This window comes from Pigmentiphaga sp. NML030171, assembly GCF_002188635.1.
Classification (GTDB): Bacteria; Pseudomonadota; Gammaproteobacteria; order Burkholderiales; family Burkholderiaceae_B; genus Pigmentiphaga; species Pigmentiphaga daeguensis.
In genome coordinates this window covers 324,746-341,328 of record NZ_NINX01000024.1, presented here as the reverse complement: position 1 = coordinate 341,328, position 16,583 = coordinate 324,746, and the positions used below count along the sequence as shown (strand labels likewise).

15 protein-coding genes are annotated in these 16,583 nt (G+C 68.0%); 13 read left to right on the top strand and 2 right to left on the bottom strand.

Going from position 1 to position 16,583, the window contains the following annotated elements:
* Positions 1-5 precede the first annotated feature (5 nt).
* Entirely contained in the window at positions 6-1,163 is a 1,158-nt protein-coding gene (locus CDO46_RS07795) for a pyridoxal phosphate-dependent aminotransferase (RefSeq protein WP_087837990.1), read from the bottom strand.
* A gap of 237 nt (positions 1,164-1,400) precedes the next feature.
* Here CDO46_RS07795 and CDO46_RS07790 point away from each other — a divergent pair, with 237 nt between their 5' ends.
* The 6 genes from CDO46_RS07790 to sodC all read left to right on the top strand — a co-directional run bounded on the left by CDO46_RS07790 (position 1,401) and on the right by sodC (position 7,382).
* Positions 1,401-2,324: an FAD-binding protein gene (locus tag CDO46_RS07790; protein ID WP_087837955.1), complete on the top strand. Its 924-nt coding sequence runs from the start codon at positions 1,401-1,403 to the stop codon at positions 2,322-2,324.
* Between the two features lie 69 nt (positions 2,325-2,393).
* A complete protein-coding gene (locus CDO46_RS07785) occupies positions 2,394-4,715 on the top strand; it encodes an NADP-dependent malic enzyme (protein WP_087837989.1) in 2,322 nt (773 codons plus the stop codon).
* On the top strand, positions 4,675-5,946 hold the full coding sequence (locus CDO46_RS07780; RefSeq protein ID WP_243724522.1) for a patatin-like phospholipase family protein: 1,272 nt from the start codon (positions 4,675-4,677) through the stop codon (positions 5,944-5,946). The genes CDO46_RS07785 and CDO46_RS07780 overlap by 41 nt, the downstream gene beginning before the upstream one ends.
* Positions 5,947-5,948: 2 nt before the next feature.
* Positions 5,949-6,341 (top strand): ribonuclease domain-containing protein, encoded by a 393-nt coding sequence (locus tag CDO46_RS07775; protein WP_087837953.1) that lies wholly within the window; start codon positions 5,949-5,951, stop codon positions 6,339-6,341.
* Positions 6,342-6,344: 3 nt separating this feature from the next.
* Positions 6,345-6,773, top strand: a complete 429-nt coding sequence (locus CDO46_RS07770) for a barstar family protein (RefSeq protein WP_087837952.1) — start codon at positions 6,345-6,347, stop codon at positions 6,771-6,773.
* Positions 6,774-6,854: 81 nt separating this feature from the next.
* Positions 6,855-7,382, top strand: a complete 528-nt coding sequence (gene sodC / locus CDO46_RS07765) for a superoxide dismutase family protein (protein WP_087837951.1) — start codon at positions 6,855-6,857, stop codon at positions 7,380-7,382.
* Positions 7,383-7,397: 15 nt separating this feature from the next.
* On the opposite strand, the gene CDO46_RS07760 is transcribed toward sodC, so the two are convergent.
* Positions 7,398-8,141, bottom strand: a complete 744-nt coding sequence (locus CDO46_RS07760; protein WP_087837950.1) for a 16S rRNA (uracil(1498)-N(3))-methyltransferase — start codon at positions 8,139-8,141, stop codon at positions 7,398-7,400.
* 122 nt (positions 8,142-8,263) lie between these two features.
* Between CDO46_RS07760 and tkt the strand changes: the two genes are divergently transcribed.
* The 7 genes from tkt (at position 8,264) to CDO46_RS07725 (ending at position 16,583) form a co-directional block, all read left to right on the top strand.
* Positions 8,264-10,312, top strand: coding sequence for a transketolase (gene tkt / locus CDO46_RS07755; RefSeq protein ID WP_087837949.1), 2,049 nt, complete (start codon positions 8,264-8,266; stop codon positions 10,310-10,312).
* Between the two features lie 57 nt (positions 10,313-10,369).
* The gene (gene gap / locus CDO46_RS07750) at positions 10,370-11,380 is read left to right on the top strand and encodes a type I glyceraldehyde-3-phosphate dehydrogenase (RefSeq protein ID WP_087837948.1); all 1,011 of its coding nucleotides are present in this window, start codon (positions 10,370-10,372) and stop codon (positions 11,378-11,380) included.
* Positions 11,381-11,384: 4 nt separating this feature from the next.
* Entirely contained in the window at positions 11,385-12,587 is a 1,203-nt protein-coding gene (locus tag CDO46_RS28630; RefSeq protein WP_087837947.1) for a phosphoglycerate kinase, read from the top strand.
* Positions 12,502-14,040, top strand: a complete 1,539-nt coding sequence (pyk, locus tag CDO46_RS07740) for a pyruvate kinase (RefSeq protein WP_254914569.1) — start codon at positions 12,502-12,504, stop codon at positions 14,038-14,040. Before CDO46_RS28630 ends, pyk begins: the two co-directional genes overlap by 86 nt.
* Positions 14,041-14,074: 34 nt before the next feature.
* Positions 14,075-15,139 carry a class II fructose-bisphosphate aldolase gene (fba, locus tag CDO46_RS07735; protein ID WP_087837945.1) on the top strand — a complete coding sequence of 355 codons (1,065 nt, stop codon included), beginning with the start codon at positions 14,075-14,077 and terminating at the stop codon, positions 15,137-15,139.
* A 28-nt stretch (positions 15,140-15,167) separates the two neighbouring features.
* A complete protein-coding gene (locus CDO46_RS07730; protein WP_087837944.1) occupies positions 15,168-16,052 on the top strand; it encodes a phosphoribosylaminoimidazolesuccinocarboxamide synthase in 885 nt (294 codons plus the stop codon).
* Positions 16,053-16,145: 93 nt separating this feature from the next.
* On the top strand, positions 16,146-16,583 hold the full coding sequence (locus tag CDO46_RS07725) for a coiled-coil domain-containing protein (RefSeq protein ID WP_087837943.1): 438 nt from the start codon (positions 16,146-16,148) through the stop codon (positions 16,581-16,583).

The window sequence follows — 16,583 nt, the reverse complement described above, 5'->3', positions numbered from 1 at the left end:
CCCCGCTACCCCAGCAGCCGCGCCATGCGCGCCACGCCTTCCTGCAGCCGCGCCATGTCGGTGGCATAGGAGAAGCGCAGGTAGGACGCGGTCTCGGCGGTGCCGAAATCGCGTCCCGGCACCGCGCATACCCCGGCCTCGTGCAGCAGGCGGGTGGCGAAGGCCGCGCTGTCGGCCGCATGGGCGCGTATGTCGCTATATATATAGAAGGCGCCGTCCGGCTGGACCGGCACCGTCAGCCCCAGCCGTTCGAATTCGGGCAGGAGGTAGTCGCGCCGCTGCCGGAAGGCTTCCCGGCGCGCCTCGAAGATCTCGAGCGATTCGGGGTGGAAGCACGCGATCGCCGCGTGCTGGGCCAGCGTGGACGGGCAGATGACCAGGTTCTGCGCGAGTTTCTCGAATACCGAGACCAGTTGCGGCGGCACCACCAGCCAGCCCAGCCGCCATCCGGTCATGTGGAAATACTTCGAGAAGCTGTTGACGATGATGAGGTCGTCGCCCAGCGCCAGGGCCGACCGGCGGTCGCCGTCGTAGCTCAGGCCCAGGTAGATCTCGTCGACGATGGTGAAGCCCTGGCGGCCGCGCACCTCGCGGACCAGGCCGGCCAGCGCGTCCGGCGCGATGGACGTGCCGGTGGGGTTGCCGGGCGAGGCCACGATCACGCCCGCGGTGCGGGGCGTCCAGTGGCGCCTGATGTGCTCGGCGGAAAGCTGGAAGCGGTCGGCGGGGCCGGCGGGGATCAGCACGGGCTCGCCGCCGGCCGCGGTCACGATGTGGCGGTTGGCCGGATAGGTCGGGTCGGGCATCAGCACCTGGGCGCCGGCGTCGACCAGGGCGGTGCAGGCCAACAGCAGCGCGCCCGAGGCGCCTGCGGTCACGATGATCCGGGCCGGATCCACGGCCACGCCGAAGCGCGTCCGGTAGAAGCCGGCGATCGCCTCGCGCAGGGGAGCGATGCCGACCGCCTCGGTATATTGGGTCCGGCCTTCGCGCGCCGTGCGTTCCAGCGCCTCGACCACGGCCGGGATGGCGGTGAAGTCGGGCTCGCCTATGCTCATCTGCACGATGTCGCGGCCCTCGGCCTGCAGGGCCGCCGCCTGCTTGACGACCTCCATGGCGTAGAAGGGGGCGATGCGGGCGATGCGGGGAGAGAGGCGAAGCATGGTGGTCGGACGGGAAACGATCGAAAGGACGCCGCCGCGGGCGCGGCGCGATGGAAGCTCCAAACCATTCATGATACGCCGCGCCGCGGCCGGCGCGGATGGCCGCTCGGCCGCCCGCGCCGTTACAATGACCGGCATGGCACCGCTCGTCCCGTTACGTCACCTCCCTGGCCGGACCTTTCCGCCTCCCGGGCCCGAAGGCCGGTACGGCCTTCTTCCTGGCACGGAGCCCTTGCCATGAAACCCGGCCGCCGCGCGTTCTTCCTGCCCCGCATGCTTTCCGATTCGCCCTGGCCGGCCTTCTGCCAGCGCCTGGCGCGCATGGCCCGCGGCCAGGTCAGCGACGAGACGCCGCAGGCCGGTGCCCCCGGGCGGGCGCGCCTGGTGGTGGCCCGGGAAGAGGACGTCTATCACGCCGCCGCGCTGTGCCGCGAATTCGGCGTGCTGCTGGTGCAGCCCGGCGCGCGGGAGGCCGCCTTGCCCGCGGAGCGCGGCTGGCTGCGGCTGGATACTTCGCAACTGGCGGCGATCGAAGCCTTCGACGAGCGCTCGGGTACCATCGTGGTGCAGGCCGGCTGTCCCATGGGCGCGCTGCGCGAGCGGCTGGCGGGAACGCCATGGCGCTGGCACGCGGGCGCCGATCTCGAACCGGTCGGGGCCTGGCTGCTGCGTACCCGCGGCTGGCTGCCGGGCCGCTGCCGGGATTCCGGCCTGGAGGCCGCCCAGGTATTGCTGGCCGATGGAGCATTCGAACAATTGGGCCCTTTCGGGGCCGAATCGACCCAGCCGCTTCGCTCCACGTCGGCCAGCCGTCTCGTGTCCGACCTGTTCCAGCTGGCTTCCGACTCCGCCGTGGCGGCGATGCTGGAGCTGCCGGTCTGGCCGGCCGGCTACCGAATCGATGCCCTCGTGCCGCGTGCCGCCACGGGCGGCGAGCCGGTGCCCAACCCCGCGCACTTCCTGCTGGGCAGCGAAGGCACCCTGGCCTGGGCGGGGCGGTTCCGGCTGCGTCTGCGCGATGCCGGGGAAGCGCCCCCGGTGCTGTCCGTCCAGGAGCGCGAAGACCGCGCTTCGGGCCGGGAAACCCCGGCCGACCGGCTCGATGCCATGGTCAAGGCCACGTTCGACGCGGGCGGTGTTTTCCCGTCGTCGGTTGTCTAACCCGTGCCGGGAGCGGATAATCCGCACCTCGCATAACTTCGTGTGACCGCCCTGCGGGCGTTATTTTTCATGGCTCAACCCCTCGACCCCAACCTGCGCAAGGCCGCTCTCGAATATCACGAGTACGGCCGTCCGGGCAAGATTTCCATTGCCCCGACCAAGCAACTCGTCAACCAGCGCGACCTGGCGCTGGCCTATTCTCCGGGGGTAGCGGCGGCGTGCGAAGCCATCGTCGACGACCCCGCGGCCGCGTTCCGCTACACCGCGCGCGGCAACCTGGTGGGGGTGATCTCCAACGGCACGGCGGTGCTGGGCCTGGGAGCGATCGGGGCGCTGGCGTCCAAGCCGGTCATGGAAGGCAAGGCGGTCCTGTTCAAGAAATTCGCCGGCATCGACGTGTTCGACATCGAGGTCAACGAGACCGACCCCGACAAGCTGGTCGACATCATCGCGGCGCTCGAGCCGACGTTCGGCGGCATCAACCTGGAAGACATCAAGGCGCCGGAGTGCTTCGCGGTCGAACGCAAGGCCCGTCAGCGCATGAACATCCCCGTGTTCCACGACGACCAGCACGGCACGGCCATCACCGTGGCGGCCGCCGTGCTGAACGGCCTGGCCGTGGTCGGCAAGAAGATCGACGAGGTCAAGCTGGTTGCGTCGGGCGCGGGCGCCGCGGCGCTGGCCTGCCTGAACCTGCTGGTGGACCTCGGCCTGCCGCTGGCCAATGTCTGGGTGACCGACATCGAGGGCGTGGTCTGGAAGGGACGCACCACGCTGATGGACCCCGACAAGGAGCGTTTCTCGCAGGATACCGACAAGCGCACGCTGGGCGAGGTGATCGAGGGCGCCGACGTGTTCCTGGGCCTGTCCGCCGGCGGCGTGCTCAAGCCCGAGATGGTGGCGGCCATGGCCAAGCGGCCGCTGATCCTGGCGCTGGCCAACCCCACGCCGGAGATCCTGCCCGAGGTCGTGAAGTCGGTGCGCGACGACGCCGTCATCGCCACCGGCCGTTCGGACTATCCGAACCAGGTCAACAACGTGCTGTGTTTCCCCTACATCTTCCGGGGCGCCCTGGACGTGGGCGCGACCACCATTACGCGCGAGATGGAAATCGCCACCGTGCATGCGATCGCCGAACTGGCGCGCCAGGAACAGAGCGAGATCGTCGCCGCGGCCTATGACGTGTCCGATCTCGCGTTCGGCCCGGAATACCTGATTCCCAAGCCTTTCGATCCGCGCCTGATCGTGCGCATTGCGCCCGCCGTGGCGCGCGCCGCCATGGACTCCGGCGTCGCCACGCGGCCGATCGCCGACATGGATGCCTACGTCGAGCAACTGCAGCAGTTCGTCTATCACTCCGGCGCCTTCATGCGTCCGCTGTACGGCGCGGCGCGCCGCACGGTGCGCGAGGGCGGCAAGGCCCGCATCGTCTACACCGAGGGCGAGGACGAGCGCGTGCTGCGCGCGGTGCAGGCGGTGGTGGACGACGGCCTGGCCCGTCCCATACTGGTCGGCCGTCCGGCGGTGCTGGCCAAGCGCATCGAGAAGCTGGGCCTGCGGATGCGCCTGGGCCAGGACGTCGAGGTCACCAACACCGAGTTCGACGAGCGCCACCGCAACTATTCCCAGACCTACTGGGAAATGACCAAGCGCAAGGGCATCACCAAGGAATACGCGAAGATCGAGATGCGCCGGCGCCTGACGCTGATCGGCGCGATGATGGTCCACCAGGGCGACGCCGACGGCATGATCTGCGGCACGGTCGGTCCCTACGGCAATCACCTGCAGTTCGTCGACGAGGTCATCGGCCGCAACCCCAGCGCCAAGGTCTACGCCGCGATGAACTTCCTCGTGCTGCCGCAGCGCACGGTGGTGCTGGTCGATACGCACGTGAACGAGAATCCCGATGCCGACCAGCTGGCCGAGATCACCATCATGGCGGCCGAGGAAATGAAGCGCCTGGGCGTCGAGCCCAAGGCCGCGCTGCTGTCGCACTCGAACTTCGGCTCCAGCGATTCGCCGTCGGCGGTCAAGATGCGCCAGGCGCTGGCGCTGATCCAGGAGCGCGCGCCGTGGCTGGAAGTGGACGGCGAGATGCACGGCGACTGCGCCATCGACGAGGCGATCCGCAACCGCATCATGCCGGACAGCGCGCTCAAGGGCGAAGCCAACCTGCTGGTGTGCCCCACCATCGAGTCGGCCAACATTGCCTACAACCTGCTGAAGACGGCGGCCGGCAACAACGTGGCCATCGGTCCCATCCTGCTCGGCTGCAAGGCCCCGGTCAACATCCTGACCGCCAGTTCGACGGTGCGCCGCATCATCAACATGACCGCGCTGACGGTCATGGATGCCAACGCCTCGCGCCTGGATGGCAGCGGCGGACGTTGATCCCGCAGCGGGGGCCGCGCGTGCGGCTCCCACCGTGCCGGTGCTGCGGCCCGCATGCACCGGCCTCGTGCTTGCCGGCGGCGGCGCCCGGGCGGCCTACCAGGTAGGTGTGCTCAAGGCCATCGTCCGCATCCTGGGCGAGCGTCCCGGCGGCCTGCACGCCAATCCCTTCCATGTCCTGTGCGGCACGTCGGCCGGTGCCATCAACGCCGCCGTGCTGGCCTGCGGCGCCCATCACCTGCAGCAGACGATCGAGCACATGCTGGACGTCTGGGAGAATTTCCACGCCGACCAGGTCTACCGGACCGATGCGCTGCGCACCGTGCGCGGCGGGGGAAGCTGGCTGTCCATGCTTTCGTTCGCGCTGATGATGGCCCGCGTGGGCCGCAGCCAGCAGCCCGCGCTGTTGGACAACCAGCCGCTGGGCGAACTGCTGCGCGGCGTGCTGGACTTCGGGCGGCTGGACGCCAACCTGGCCGACGGCGTGGTCCAGGCGCTGGCCATCGCCGCTACCGGCTATACCTCGGGCCAGCACATCACCTTCTACCAGTCTGCCTACGAGATCGAGCCGTGGCGCCGTTCCCTGCGCGTGGCGGTGCGGGCCGAAATCGGCGTCGAGCATCTGCTGGCGTCCAGCGCGATCCCGTTCGTGTTTCCTGCCCGCCGGCTGCTGGTGCATGGAGAGCCCGAGTGGTGCGGCGATGGTTCCATGCGGCAGCTTGCTCCCATCAGCCCCGCGATCCACCTGGGCGCCGGCCGCGTGCTGATCATCAGCGGCGGCCATTCCGAGGCGGATCCCCGGCGCAGGGCGGGGGCGGCCACCTACCCGACGCTGGCGCAGATCGGCGGCCACGCTTTGTCCAACATCTTCCTGGACAGCCTGGACGCCGACATCGAACGCATCCAGCGCATCAACCAGACCCTGTTGCGGCTGCCGGCCGGGGAGCGCTGGAGCGGCGCGCTGCGTCCCATACGCGTGCTATCGATATCTCCCAGCCAGCGCCTGGACGAGATCGCCGGCCGCCACCTGGACAGCCTGCCTGCGGCGATGCGCACGCTGCTGCGCGGCATGGGCGTCTCGTCCGGCCCCGATACCCTGACGGGCGCTTCCCTGGCGTCCTACCTGCTGTTCGAGCCCGGCTACACGCGTGAGTTGATCGCCCTGGGGTTTGGCGATACGCTCATCCGCAGCGACGAGGTGCTGGCATTCTTCCGTACCGACGAGGAATAGCGATGTCTTGGACACTAGGCCGTTTCCTGCGCGGATTCACGATCGTGCTGTTGTGGCTGGCGCTGGGGGCTGGCGCATGGGCCCGAGGCCCCGTGCCCGGCACGATCGACGCGCGCGACCTGCCGCCGGAGGCGCGCCAGGTGCTGGCGCAGATCCGGCAGGGCGGGCCGTTCCGCCACGCCCGCGACGGCGTGACGTTTTATAACCGCGAACGCCTTTTGCCCGTGCGGGCGCGTGGGTACTATACCGAGTACACCGTCCCCACGCCCGGTGCGCGCAACCGCGGCGCGCGGCGCATCGTCGCCGGCAAGGGCGACACGGGCGATCCCGCCACCAGCGGAGAGTACTGGTATACCGCCGATCACTACGCGTCGTTTCGGCGCATCCAGGAGTGATCCATGTCCTCGAATGCGAGAAACCTGAACGAATGCCTCAAGTCCGGCGGTGCGCTGGCCGGTCCGGACCTCGACGTGAAGGCCTTGCTCCAGGCCGCGCGGCACTTGAAGCTGGCCGTCTACGAGGTCGATTGTTCGCGGGCCAAGAGCAAGTCCGCCGTGCTGCGGGCAATCGCCAACGCGGTCGATTTCCCCGAGCATTTCGGCGGCAATCTCGATGCCTTGTACGACTGCCTGTGCGACACGGTGCTCGATCAGCCGGCCGGCATGGTGCTGGCGCTGCGCCAGCTGCACCAGGACGATCCCGGCCTGTCCGAGCACGCGGCGGCCATCGCCCAGGTAGGCGAGGACGTGGTCGAGTTCGCGCGCGAGAACGGCAAGGCCTTCACCTTCGTCCTGGACAAGGCCGACGGGGCGGTTGCGCCGGCCTAGGCTGGGCGGCGCGGCTGTCCGCCGGACTTGCCCATGCGGGGTGGCGCCATTCGTTTGTCCATGACGAGGTAAGGAGGATCCATGAAACGCCACATTGCGGCAATGCTGTTCCTGGGAACGTCCACGCTCTGCGCGCCGGCCCTGGCCGACCTTTCCATTCCGATGACCACCGTGGACGCCCAGGGCAAGGGGCAGGACATCGGCAAGGTCACGGTCAAGGAAACGCCCTACGGCCTGGTGTTCACGCCGGCGCTGACCGGTCTCGCGCCGGGCCTGCACGGCTTCCACGTCCACCAGAATCCCAGTTGCGACCCCGGCCAGCAGGACGGCAAGCCGGTGGCCGCGCTGGCGGCGGGCGGCCACTACGATCCGAAGAAAACCGGCAAGCACGGCGAACCCTGGGACGATGGCGGCCACCTGGGCGACCTGCCGGCGCTGTACGTGGATGCCAACGGCAAGGCGGACTATCCGGTGCTGGCACCCAAGCTGAAGAAGCTGTCGGAGGTGCAGGGCCACGCGTTGATGGTGCACCAGGGCGGCGACAACCATGCGGACCACCCCATGCCGCTGGGCGGCGGCGGTGCCCGCATGGCTTGCGGCGTGATCTGACGGGGCTCGCCCCCGTCAGATCCAGTCCAGCTTGGCGGACAGGGCCGAGATCAGCGCGGTGCCGGCTGTCTCGGTGCGCAGGATGCGGTCGCCGAAGCGGACGGCGCGCACGCCGTGGCGGGTGGCCAGCGCGTATTCCTCGGGCGACCAGCCGCCTTCCGGGCCGACCAGCAGTTCCAGGTCGGCCGGGGGGGAGGGCAGGCCGCCCAGCCATTCGGTGAGCCGGACTTCTGCGTCGGGGTCGCAGAACACCCGCCGGGTGCCGTCGGGCGCGGGGCGCGAGAGCCATTGCTCGGGCGTCAGCGGCGCGGCCACGGTGGGGACGCGGTTGCGGCCGCACTGCTCGCAGGCGGCAATCGCCACCCGCTGCCAGTGCTGCACCCGCTTCTCCAGGCGTTCGCCGGACAGCTTGAGGATGCTGCGGGCGGCCGCCAGGGGCTGGATGGCATGCGCGCCGACTTCCACCGCCTTTTCCACCACCCAGTCCATCTTGTCGCCCGACGGGATGGCCTGCGCCAGCACGATGCGGCCCGGCAGCTCGGCCTCGCGCGGATCGTGCTGGCCCAATTGGGCCATCGCCGTCCGGCCGTCCACTTCCAGCCGGGCGGGGTACTGGCCGCCCCGGCCGTCGAACAGGACGATCTCGTCGCCGTCGCGCAGGCGTAGCACGCGCAGGGCATGGTGGGCGATGGGCACGGGCAGGGCGAGCCGGGCGCCGGCTTGCAGGGGAAGATCGACGTGGAAGCGGGGCAAGGGCATGGATGGAAGAGCGATGTAACTTTTGACAAGCATCCTGGCCCCCGAAAGGGCGGGGGACTTGTACGAATGTTAAACTCGAAAGCTTTGTAGCAGCGGGTTTTCCCGCCGGAACGAGTGTCTTCATGAGCAATCAAGCCGCCTCTCAACTCAATATGGCGGATGCCATCCGTGCGCTGTCCATGGATGCCGTCCAGAAGGCCAACTCCGGCCACCCCGGGGCGCCGATGGGCATGGCGGAAATCGCCCTCGCGCTCTGGCATGGACACCTGCGCCACAATCCGGCCAATCCCGCCTGGGCGGACCGCGATCGCTTCGTGCTGTCCAACGGCCACGGCTCGATGCTGATCTATTCGCTGCTGCACCTCACGGGCTACGACCTGCCCATCGAGGAACTGCGCAATTTCCGCCAGATGCATTCGAAGACCCCGGGCCACCCCGAGGTCGGCATCACCCCGGGAGTCGAGACCACCACCGGTCCGCTGGGGCAGGGCATCTCCAACGCCGTGGGCATGGCGCTGGCCGAAGCGCTGCTGGCGGCCGAGTTCAACCGTCCGGGCCTGCCCATCGTCGACCACTTCACCTATGCCTTCGTCGGTGACGGCTGCCTGATGGAAGGCATCTCGCACGAAGTCGCCTCGCTGGCCGGCACGCTCAAGCTGTCCAAGCTGGTCGTGCTGTACGACTCGAACGGCATCTCCATCGATGGCGAGATCAAGTACTGGTTCGCCGACGATACCGCCAAGCGTTTCGAGGCCTATGGCTGGAACGTGATCCGCAACGTCGACGGCCACGATGCCAAGGCCGTCGAGGCCGCCATCGCCCAGGCCAAGGCCCAGGCCGGCAAGCACGGCGGCCCGACGCTGATCGAGTGCCGCACCGTCATCGGCAAGGGCGCGCCCACCATGGCCGGTACCGACAAGGTCCACGGCGCGCCGCTGGGCGACAAGGAAATCGCCGCCACCCGCGAAGCCATCGGCTGGCCCTACGCGCCCTTCGAGATCCCGGCCGAGGTCTATGCGTTCTGGGACGGCAAGGCCAAGGGCGCGCAGGCCGAAGGTGCCTGGAACGAGCTGTTCGCCAAATACGCCGCCCAGTTCCCCGGGCAGGCCGCCGAGTTCGAGCGCCGCATGCGCGGCGACCTGCCGGCCGAGTTCGCCGAGCAATTCGCCCGGTTCCTGGCCGAGACCAACCAGAAGCAGGAAACCGTCGCCACCCGCAAGGCATCGCAGTTCGCCATCACGGCGCTGGCCGGCATGCTGCCCGAGCTGCTGGGCGGCTCGGCCGACCTGACCGGTTCCAACTACACCGACTGGAAGGGCGTGGCGCCGGTGCGCGCCGGCAAGGACGGCATCGAGTTCGGCCGCCACATCAACTACGGCGTGCGCGAGTTCGGCATGGCCGCCATCATGAACGGCATCGCGCTGCACGGCGGCTACCTGCCGTTCGGCGGCACCTTCCTGACCTTCTCCGACTATTCCCGCAATGCCCTGCGCATGGCGGCGCTGATGAAACAGCGCGTGGTGCACGTGTTCACGCACGACTCCATCGGCCTGGGCGAGGACGGCCCCACCCACCAGTCCATCGAGCATGCGGCCAGCCTGCGCCTGATTCCCAACCTGGCGGTCTGGCGTCCCTGCGACACCACCGAGACCGCGGTGGCCTGGGGCGCGGCGGTCGAGCGGCCGGCCAGCATCGGCATGGACGTGCATGCGGGTGGTCCGACGGCGCTGCTGCTGTCCCGCCAGAACCTGCCTTTCGTCGAGCGCGACCAGGCCACCATCGCCAACATCTCGCGCGGCGGCTACGTGCTGCGCGACGCGCTCAACCCGCGCGCCGTGATCATCGCCACCGGCTCGGAAGTCGCGCTGGCGCTGGCCGCGCAAGAGGCGCTGGCCAAGGACGAGATCTTCGTGCGCGTGGTGTCCATGCCGTGCACGCAGGTCTTCGACAGGCAGGACGAGGCCTGGCGCCAGCACGTGCTGCCGCGCAGCCTGCCGCGCGTGGCGGTCGAGGCCGGAGTCACCGACTACTGGCGCAAGTATGTGGGACTGGACGGCGAGGTCGTGGGGATCGACACCTACGGCGAATCCGCGCCGGCCGGCGTATTGTTCAAGCATTTCGGATTTACCACCGAACGGGTCGTCGAAGCCGTCCGGAAACTGGTGGGCTGAGCGGGGCCGCCGTCCACCAGCGTCATAGATTCTTCTCATCAAAGCAAAGGAAACACCATGACTATCCGTGTCGCGATCAATGGCTATGGCCGCATCGGCCGCAACGTCCTGCGTGCCCACTATGAAGGTGGCAAGAAGCACGACATCGAAATCGTCGCCATCAACGACCTGGGCGATCCCAAGACCAACGCGCACCTGACCCGTTACGACACTGCCCACGGCAAGTTCCCCGGCACCGTCACGGTCGAGGGCGAGTACATGGTCGTCAACGGCGACAAGATCCGCGTGCTGGCCAACCGCAACCCGGCCGAGCTGCCCTGGGGCGAACTGGGCGTGGACGTGGTGCTGGAATGCACCGGCTTCTTCACCAGCAAGGAAAAGGCCGGCGCCCACCTGAAGGGCGGCGCCAAGAAGGTCGTCATCTCCGCCCCCGGCGGCAAGGACGTCGACGCCACCATCGTCTACGGCGTGAACCAGGACGTGCTGAAGGCCGAGCACACCGTCATCTCGAACGCCTCGTGCACCACCAACTGCCTGGCCCCGCTGGTCAAGCCGCTGCACGACAAGCTGGGCATCGTCTCGGGCCTGATGACCACCGTCCACGCCTACACCAACGACCAGGTGCTGACCGACGTCTACCACGAGGACCTGCGCCGCGCCCGCTCGGCCACCCAGAACATGATCCCGACCAAGACCGGCGCCGCCGCCGCGGTCGGCCTGGTGATGCCCGAGCTCAACGGCAAGCTGGACGGCTACGCCATCCGCGTCCCGACCATCAACGTGTCGGTGGTCGATCTGACTTTCATCGCCAAGCGCGACACCACCGTCGAGGAAGTCAACGCCATCCTGAAGGAAGCCTCGGAAGGCTCGCTCAAGGGCATCCTGAACTACTCGACCGAGCCGCTGGTGTCGTCCGACTTCAACCACGACCCGGCCTCCAGCACCTTCGACGCCACGCTGACCAAGGTCAACGGCAACCTGGTGAAGGTCTCGTCGTGGTACGACAACGAGTGGGGCTTCAGCAACCGCATGCTGGACACCACCGTGGCGCTGATGTCGGCGAAGTAAGTCCATGAGCAAGGTCATCACGCTGGCCGATCTGGCGGCCAAGGGAAAACTGGACGGCAAGCGGGTGTTCATCCGCGCCGATCTGAACGTGCCCCAGGACGACCAGGGCAACATCACCGAGGACACGCGCATCCGCGCGTCGGTGCCGGGCATCCGCCTGGCGCTGGACGCCGGCGCGGCGGTCATGGTGACGTCGCACCTGGGCCGTCCCACCGAAGGCACCCTGACCCCCGCCGATTCGCTGGCGGTGGTGGCCAAGCGCCTGTCCGAGCTGCTGGGCAAGCCCGTGCGGCTCGTGGCCGACTGGGTCGACGGCGTGTCCGTCGCGCCCGGTGAAGTCGTGCTGCTCGAGAACTGCCGCGTCAACAAGGGCGAGAAAAAAGACGACGAGGCGCTGGCGCGCAAGATGGCCGCGCTGTGCGACGTCTACGCCAACGACGCCTTCGGCACCGCGCACCGCGCGGAAGCCACCACGCACGGCATCGCGCGCTACGCCCCCGTGGCCTGCGCCGGCCCGCTGCTGGCGGCCGAGCTGGACGCCCTGGGCCGCGCGCTGAGCGCGCCCAAGCGGCCGCTGGTGGCCATCGTGGCCGGTTCCAAGGTCTCGACCAAGCTGACCATCCTCAAGAGCCTGGCCGACAAGGTCGACCAGCTCATCGTGGGGGGCGGCATCGCCAACACCTTCATGCTGGCCAAGGGCCTGCCCATCGGCAAGTCGCTGGCCGAGCCGGATCTGGTGAACGAGGCCAGGGCCATCATCGAGATCATGGAGAAGCGCGGCGCCGCCGTGCCCATCCCGACCGACGTGGTGTGCGCCAAGACCTTCGCCGCCGATGCGCCGGCCCAGACCAAGTCCGCCGATGCCGTCGCGGCCGACGACCTGATCCTGGACATCGGTCCCGTCACGTCCGAACGCCTGGCGCAGCTGCTCAAGGTCGCCGGCACCATCGTCTGGAACGGCCCGGTGGGGGTGTTCGAGTTCGACGCCTTCTCGCATGGCACCGAAACGCTGGCCCGCGCCATCGCGGCCTCGCCGGCGTTCTCGATCGCCGGCGGGGGCGACACGCTGGCCGCGATCGCCAAGTACGGCATCGCGGACCAGGTTGGCTACATCTCGACCGGTGGCGGTGCCTTCCTCGAGTTCCTGGAAGGCAAGTCGCTGCCCGCGGTCGCCATCTTGGAGGAGCGCGCCGCTCAAGGCGCCTGACCCTGTGGACGCACCTTCCGCTCGTGCCACGAAGATCGTGGCTACACTCGGGCCGGCTTCCAGCTCGGCCGACACGCTGGCGCGGATGATCCGTGCCGGCGTCGATGTAGTACGGCTCAATTTCTCGCATGGCACCGCGGAAGACCACGCGGCGCGCGCCGGCCTGGTGCGCGCCGCCGCGCTGACCTGTGATCGCGAGGTCGCGATCATGGCCGACCTGCAGGGGCCCAAGATACGCGTCGGCAAATTCGCCGACGGCAAGGTCCAGCTCGAGCCGGGCCAGCCCTTCATCCTCGATGCCGCCTGCGAACTGGGCGACCAGGGCAAGGTGGGCCTGGACTATCCCGACCTGCCGCGCGACGTGCGGTCGGGCGACATCCTGCTCCTGAACGACGGCCTGATCCGCCTGCTGGTGATCCGCGTCGCAGGCACCGAGATCCACACCGAGGTGCTGGTCGGGGGCGAGCTCTCGAACAACAAGGGCATCAACCGCCAGGGCGGGGGCCTGACCGCGCCTGCGCTGACCGGCAAGGACATGGAAGACCTCCGGTCCGCGGTGCAGATGGGCGTGGACTACATCGCCATCAGCTTCCCCAAGAACCGCACCGACATGGAGATGGCACGCCAGCTGGTGGCCATCGCCGGCGCCCCCACCGGCGCGCGGCCCCAGCTCATCGCCAAGATCGAGCGGGCCGAGGCCATCGCCGTGCTCGAGGAAATCATCGACGCCTCGGACGGCATCATGGTGGCGCGCGGCGACCTGGCGGTGGAGGTCGGCGCGGCCGCCGTGCCCGCGCTGCAGAAACGCATGATCCGGATGGCGCGTTCGCGCAACCGTACCGTCATCACGGCCACGCAGATGATGGAATCCATGATCGTCAACGCCATGCCCACGCGCGCCGAAGTGTCGGACGTGGCCAACGCGGTGCTCGACGGTACCGATGCGGTGATGCTGTCCGCCGAGACCGCGGTCGGGCGCTACCCGGTCGAGACCATCGAAGCCATGGCCTCCATCTGCCTGGAAGCCGAGAAGTCCCAGCATTTCGAGCTGGACAAGGATTTCCTGGACCAGACCTTCCATCGCGTGGACCAGTCCATCGCCTACGCCGCGCTGTTCACCGCGCATCACATGCGCTGCAAGGCGATCTGCGCGTTGACGCATTCGGGTGCGACCACCTTGTGGATGAGCCGGCACGATAGTGCAACACCCATTTACGCATTGACCCCGCGCGTGGCGACGCAGCGTAAAGTAGCGCTGTACCGCAACGTGCGGACGTTGCAGCTGGAAGAATCCGGCGATCGCGACGCATCGCTGCTGGCGGCCGAGAAACTGCTGGTGGAAAAGGGCGTGGCGGGGCCGGGAGACCTGGTCGTCTTCACTGTGGGCGAACCGATGGGTTCGCCGGGCGGAACCAATACTCTAAAAATCGTGCGCGTCGGCCAACACGGTTGAGCGCGGCATTACAACTTTCAATCAGGAGTTCACAATGGCACTCGTTTCCATGCGTCAACTGCTCGACCATGCGGCAGAAAACGGCTACGGCATCCCGGCGTTCAACGTCAACAACCTGGAGCAGGTCCAGGCCATCATGGAAGCCGCCGACGAGACCAACAGCCCGGTCATCATGCAGGCCTCGGCCGGCGCCCGCAAGTATGCCGGCGAAGGCTTCCTGAAGGCCCTGATCGCCGCGGCGGTCGAGTCCTATCCCCACATTCCCGTCGTCATGCACCAGGACCACGGCCAGTCGCCCGACGTCTGCAAGGGCGCCATCGCGATGGGCTTCTCCAGCGTGATGATGGACGGCTCGCTGATGGCCGACGGCAAGACCATCGCCGATTACGACTACAACGTCGACGTCACCACCCAGGTCGTGAAGATGGCCCACGTGCAGGGCATCTCGGTCGAAGGCGAACTGGGCTGCCTGGGCTCGCTCGAAACCATGAAGGGCGACAAGGAAGACGGTCATGGCGCCGAAGGCACGATGACCCGCGAACAACTGCTGACCGACCCCGAGCAGGCCGCCGACTTCGCCAAGCGCACCCAGATCGACGCGCTGGCCATCGCCATCGGCACCAGCCATGGCGCCTACAAGTTCTCGCGCAAGCCCAGCGGCGATATCCTCGCCATCGAACGCATCAAGGAAATCCACCGCCGCCTGCCGACCACCCACCTGGTGATGCACGGCAGCTCCAGCGTGCCGCAGGACCTGCTGGCCGAGATCCGCGAATTCGGCGGCGACATGAAGGAAACCTACGGCGTGCCGGTCGAGGAAATCCAGGAAGCCATCAAGCACGGCGTGCGCAAGATCAACATCGACACCGACATCCGCCTGGCGATGACCGGCGCGATCCGCCGCTTCCTGGCCGAAAACCCCTCGAAGTTCGACCCGCGCGAGTACCTCAAGCCCGCGCGCGCCGCCGCCAAGAAGATCTGCGTCGAGCGCTACACCCAGTTCGGTACCGCCGGCAACGCCAGCAAGATCAAGGCGATTCCGCTGTCGCAGATCGCCGCCGACTACGCCTCCGGCAAGCTGGCCCAGATCGTCAAGTAAGCCCTCAACCGTCGAAGCAGGCCGCATCATGTCCGCACCGCTCTACCAGTCCACCATCCGTTCCCTGCCGCTGCTGGCGCGAGGCAAAGTGCGCGACATGTATGCCGTCGGCGACGACAAGCTCCTGATCGTCACCACCGACCGCCTGTCCGCCTTCGACGTCATCCTGGACGATCCGATCCCGGGCAAGGGCGAGGTGCTGAACTCGCTCACCAACTTCTGGCTGGGCCGGCTCGGCAACATCATCCCCAACCACCTAACCGGCGTCGAGCCCGAGAGCGTCGTCGCCGCCGACGAACGCGACCAGGTCGCGGGCCGGGCGGTGGTGGTCAAGCGGCTCAAGCCGGTGCTGGTGGAAGCGGTGGTGCGCGGCTACCTGATCGGCTCGGGCTGGAAGGACTACCAGGACACCGGCGGCGTGTGCGGCATCAAGCTGCCGGAAGGCCTGGTGCAGGCGCAGAAGCTGCCCGCGCCCATCTTCACGCCGGCGGCCAAGGCGGAACTGGGCTCGCACGACGAGAACGTCAGCTTCGAGCACGTGGTCAGGGAAGTCGGCCCGCAACTGGCCGAGCAGATCCGCGAAGTCTCGCTGCGCATCTACCAGTTGGCGTCCGAATATGCCGCCCAGCGCGGCATCATCATCGCCGATACCAAGTTCGAATACGGCCTGGACGAGAACGGCGTGCTGCATTTGATGGACGAGGTGCTGACGCCCGATTCGTCGCGCTTCTGGCCGGCCGATTCCTACGTGCCGGGCAGCAGCCCGCCGTCGTTCGACAAGCAGTTCGTGCGCGACTGGCTGGAAACCCAGCCCTGGGACAAGACCGCTCCCGCGCCGAGGCTGCCGCAGAACGTGCTGGAGCGCACGTCGGACAAGTACCGCGAGGCGCGGGTCCGGCTGGTCGGGGTTTGATCGCGCGCTTGTGCCAGGCAGGATGACGGCGGGCAGGATGGAAACATCCTGCCCGTTGTTTTTCAGCGCGACCGTATGGCATAGAATATTTCCATGACCGCCGCTCTTGCCTTCGACACCTTGCAATATTCCAAACGCCTGCAGCAGGCAGGCGTGGCTGCGCCTGTGGCCGATGCGCAGGCCGAGGCCCTGGCGCAGGTGCTGACAACCGGCATGGATGCCTTGGCTACGCGAGCCGATCTTGAAAAGGTTACGCTGGCTACGCGGGCCGATCTTGAAAAGGTCACTCTCGCTACGCGAGCCGATCTCGAACGGGTCTCTCTGGCAGCGCGTACCGATCTCGAGCGGGTGGAAACCAGCCTCAAAGGAGATATCCACGCGCTGGAAAACCGGTTGATCAGCACCGAGGGTCAGCTGAGATCGGAATTTCGCTCGGAATTGCGCCTGCTGGAACAGCGCATGACCATCAAGCTCGGTTCCATGCTGGTCGTGGCCGTGGGCGTCATGGCGGTGCTCGACAAGCTGCTCTGA